The following is a 3,665-nucleotide window of genomic DNA, read 5'->3' as shown; positions in this document are numbered from 1 at the left end:
CTCATGAAGCAAGTCGGACGGCGTGCTATTTCATATATTCTATGCCGCGGAGGCGACCCAACAGCCTACAAATGCTGCGAGAGAGATTTACTTCCGAGTGGTAAAGAACCAGTCGAAATCGGCACCATATCGAGAGCGCCCTAACCACCGCGATCCTGCGGACCTGTGCGAGGCGAAGAGATTGGAGAAGATAATGATCAAACTTGAAAACGGCATGGCTCAAAGCGTGCCGGCAATGGACCCATCGTTTCGGTCGCACTTGCGCTTAATCAAGCCGAGCGACGCTGAATTTGTTTGCAGGCTTCGCGGAAATCCATGCCTGAACAAACACCTAAGCCCGTCTGTTGCCGACGTTGAAGCACAGCGGCAATGGATAGAGCGTTATAAGAATAGAGAGGCCGCCGGGAGCGAATTATATTTCGTCATAGTTTCAGATCACGCCGACCGTGGCGTCGTCCGTTTATATGACATTAAAGAAATAGACGGGAAGCCGTCTTTCTGTTGGGGAAGCTGGATTATCGAGCCGCCGTCAACTCCGGGCCTTGCGACATTTTCAGCTATCATGATCTATGAAATTGGCTTCGATGCCCTTGGTTTTACCAGATCACATTTTGACGTGCGCAAAGGAAATGACAAGGTTCTAGGATTTCATGCGCGGGCAGGCGCGGAAGAAGTTGGCGACGACGAAGACAATATATATTTTTCATACAGCAGAGAGGCTTACGCGACATTTCGTGCCGCCAGCGATAGGCAGGTCAGAGAGCATAGAATCAAAATATAAATGAGATTGTCACGGCGCTCGCTAGGAGAATCCAATGAGCATTCCTGAAAGCGTGGTCGAGGCTGCATCCATTCTCCAACCAACGGCTGAAGTCCGCGCACGCGCCGTCATCAATGCCTTGGCAGACCACCTGCCTGAGAGCGCGGTGGACGCCCACCTTCGCGCATATTGGTTGCTGCCGCCGGGGCTCGACATCGAAATGCTGTTCGGTTCAACAGTGCGCCTCACAAACGAGCGCGCACGGTCGCGCGCCGCCATCATCGCCGTGCTTAAGGATGGGAATTATATACATTAGTCCCTTGACAAACGCGAGGGAGTCATCTACCTTGTTTACATCAACAAGGGAGAACGCCATGAACGCCTACGCTATCCAGACCGAGCATGGAAATCTTGTCGGCAAGGACGGACGCTATGTCTCTAAAAACGATGTCAATGTAAAGAAATGGGCCAAGCTAGTGAAGACGTGGAAGACGATCAAAGGGGCGCAAGAATATGCCCAGCCCGCCATCGAGAACGGCTTTGAATGGTCCGTTATTGAGATAGAATTGGCTATTTAATAGGAGGGGCATAGCCCCTCCTGTTTTCTCTTGAAGGTATAGCCTAATGTCTAAATCCACCATCTCCACTTTTGAACTGTTCGCAATGTTTCCCGACCAAGAGGCCGCCCGCTCCTATCTGGAGGCGAGGCTTTGGCCGAACGGGGCGCGCTGCCCGGTTTGCAGCTCCTGCGAGCGGATCACAGCCCGCAAGGGCGGTTTCTATCGCTGCAACCCATGCAAAGAGGACTTCACCGTTCGCACGGGCACGATTTTCGAGCGCTCGCACATCCCACTGCACAAGTGGGTTTATGCGATGTATCTGCTCGTCACGGCCCGCAAGGGAATTTCCTCGATGCAGCTCTCCAAAGAGATTGGGATCACGCAAAAATCAGCGTGGTTCGTCCTGCATCGCCTCCGCGAGGCTTGCGGGAGCGACCTCGAAAAGCTGCAAGGAATTGTCGAGATTGACGAAACCTATGTCGGCGGTATCGAAAAGAACAAGCACGAGTCGAAGAAGCTAAAGGCCGGTCGCGGGACGGTTGGCAAAACCGCCGTCGTAGCCATGCGCGAGCGCAAGGGCCGCATGAAGGCTGTGCCGGTTGATGACGCCGACATGGCGACGCTGCACACGAAAGTTCACCAGCACGTCGCCGCTGGCGCGACGCTCCACACTGACGAGGCGGCTGTCTATCGCGGCCTTGGCGGACTGTTTTTCGATCACGAAACCATCAACCACAGTGAGGGTGAATACGTCCGCGATGACGTGACGACGAACGGCGTCGAGAGTGTTTTTGCGGTTATGAAACGCGGCCTAATCGGCGTCTATCACCACGCCAGCAAAAAGCATTTAGGCCGTTACGTTGATGAGTTCGCATTCCGTCTCAACGAAGGCGACGTGAAGCGCCACACGATGCAGCGCCTCGATAGCTTCATTGACGGCGTTGCCGGAAAGCGACTGACTTACAAGGCTCTTACCCACTAGGAGCGCTAGATGAAGCCAGATCATAAGAAGGCGCTCGACGCTATCGCGGACAAGGTTTTGGCCTTTCGCCCCAAGCCAAAATCTGAGCCGGCGAAAGCGCGAAAACGTCGCAAGGCCAAGATCATACGAGAGAAGAAAAAGGAAGCCGGGGACTAATGTATATAATTCCCTTAAGGATATTGCTGGAGAGACGCCATGACGCAGATCGATGAATTGGTGAAGTCTCTGAGGGTAGACGTCTGGGCGTTAGATGAGGATGAATGGTGCGACACTGCCAGCAGAGCCGCCGACGCTCTCGAAGCCCAATCCGCCGAACTCGCCCGCCTCCGCGAGCGCAATGCGGAGCTTATCAAAAGTTACGACCTTGCTATGAGCCGATCTAATGCATGGCGAGACCGAGCTGAAAAGGCGGAAACGCGCAATGCGGAGTTGGAGCGTGAGTCACGAGAATACGAAGGGACGATTATTCACTTTGAAGCCGCTATCGAGCGCAATGCGGAGTTGGAGAAGGAGCGGGACAGCGACAAATTGATGGTCGACTTCCTAGCAGATACTGCCCGCATCGCCTCCATTGAGGCGATTGTAAGGGAGTTGAGAGAGGCGCTGACAACTATGCGGGATGCTGTGCAACAGTGGTGCGACGCGGTTGACAGGGACAGTTCTTGGGACGGATGGGACCATCACTTCAAGGCTGTAAAGTGGGAATTATTGCCGGCAACTAATGCCGCCCTCGCCTCCTCAGAGAGCGTCGTCAAGAGCGAAGGAGAGACGCCATGAGCGCAATTGACGACGGAGCTATGCAAGACAAAGACGACGATCTTGTGAAGCGGCACCCCGGTCCATTTGATGGGCCAGACGCAGAACTTGCCCGCGCCTGCGCGATGGCCGTCATTCCGTTCTATGGCGATGACGATGAGGTAACGCATCAGCGCATTATGAAAGATGGCGTCTGGAACGATCACGTCGCGGTTCAATCTGCTCTCGCGGCAATCCATCACTTAAAAACCAAAGCCGCCGCCCTCGACGCTGCCGCCGCTGTTGATGGCGACCATGTCGATATTCGGACCGTCACCGCCTATGAAAGCGGATTTGAGGCGGGGAAGGATGAGGGGGCCGCTGAGCGCGACCGCCTCCAGGGCCGCGTCGCGACGCTACAAAAGGCCCTCGACGACCACTGGGCCGCAGACCTCAAGGCCGCAAAGGCGATCTTCGCCGAAACCGGCCGCAAGTGGGGCTTCCCCGACAACACGGAAGTCGTCGCTTTCTATGTGGCAGAGGTGGGGAGGCTGGAGAGTGAGCTTAAGTTGGCAAAATCCGCCGCCGAGGATTACGACAAAGACTGCATCGACATGCGCTACCAGCG

7 protein-coding genes are annotated in these 3,665 nt (G+C 55.1%); all 7 read left to right on the top strand.

The window, feature by feature from the left end:
* Positions 1 to 193: 193 nt before the first annotated feature.
* Positions 194 to 781, top strand: a complete 588-nt coding sequence (locus tag WC026_RS17200; RefSeq protein ID WP_372712236.1) for a GNAT family N-acetyltransferase — start codon at positions 194 to 196, stop codon at positions 779 to 781.
* Positions 782 to 815: 34 nt separating this feature from the next.
* Positions 816 to 1,076 carry a hypothetical protein gene (locus tag WC026_RS17195; RefSeq protein WP_372712235.1) on the top strand — a complete coding sequence of 87 codons (261 nt, stop codon included), beginning with the start codon at positions 816 to 818 and terminating at the stop codon, positions 1,074 to 1,076.
* 58 nt (positions 1,077 to 1,134) lie between these two features.
* The gene (locus WC026_RS17190) at positions 1,135 to 1,338 is read left to right on the top strand and encodes a hypothetical protein (protein WP_372712234.1); all 204 of its coding nucleotides are present in this window, start codon (positions 1,135 to 1,137) and stop codon (positions 1,336 to 1,338) included.
* A 46-nt stretch (positions 1,339 to 1,384) separates the two neighbouring features.
* Positions 1,385 to 2,302, top strand: coding sequence for an IS1595 family transposase (locus tag WC026_RS17185; protein ID WP_372712233.1), 918 nt, complete (start codon positions 1,385 to 1,387; stop codon positions 2,300 to 2,302).
* Positions 2,303 to 2,311: 9 nt separating this feature from the next.
* Positions 2,312 to 2,458: a hypothetical protein gene (locus WC026_RS17180; RefSeq protein WP_372712232.1), complete on the top strand. Its 147-nt coding sequence runs from the start codon at positions 2,312 to 2,314 to the stop codon at positions 2,456 to 2,458.
* Positions 2,459 to 2,497: 39 nt separating this feature from the next.
* Positions 2,498 to 3,079, top strand: a complete 582-nt coding sequence (locus WC026_RS17175) for a hypothetical protein (protein ID WP_372712231.1) — start codon at positions 2,498 to 2,500, stop codon at positions 3,077 to 3,079.
* A gap of 104 nt (positions 3,080 to 3,183) precedes the next feature.
* The coding region (locus WC026_RS17170; protein ID WP_372712230.1) for a hypothetical protein at positions 3,184 to 3,665 on the top strand (482 nt) is incomplete at its 3' end.

It is taken from the genome of Hyphomicrobium sp. (assembly GCF_041674905.1).
In the GTDB taxonomy this organism is placed as follows: Bacteria; Pseudomonadota; Alphaproteobacteria; order Rhizobiales; family Hyphomicrobiaceae; genus Hyphomicrobium_B.
This window is presented reverse-complemented; position numbering and strand designations above follow the sequence as displayed.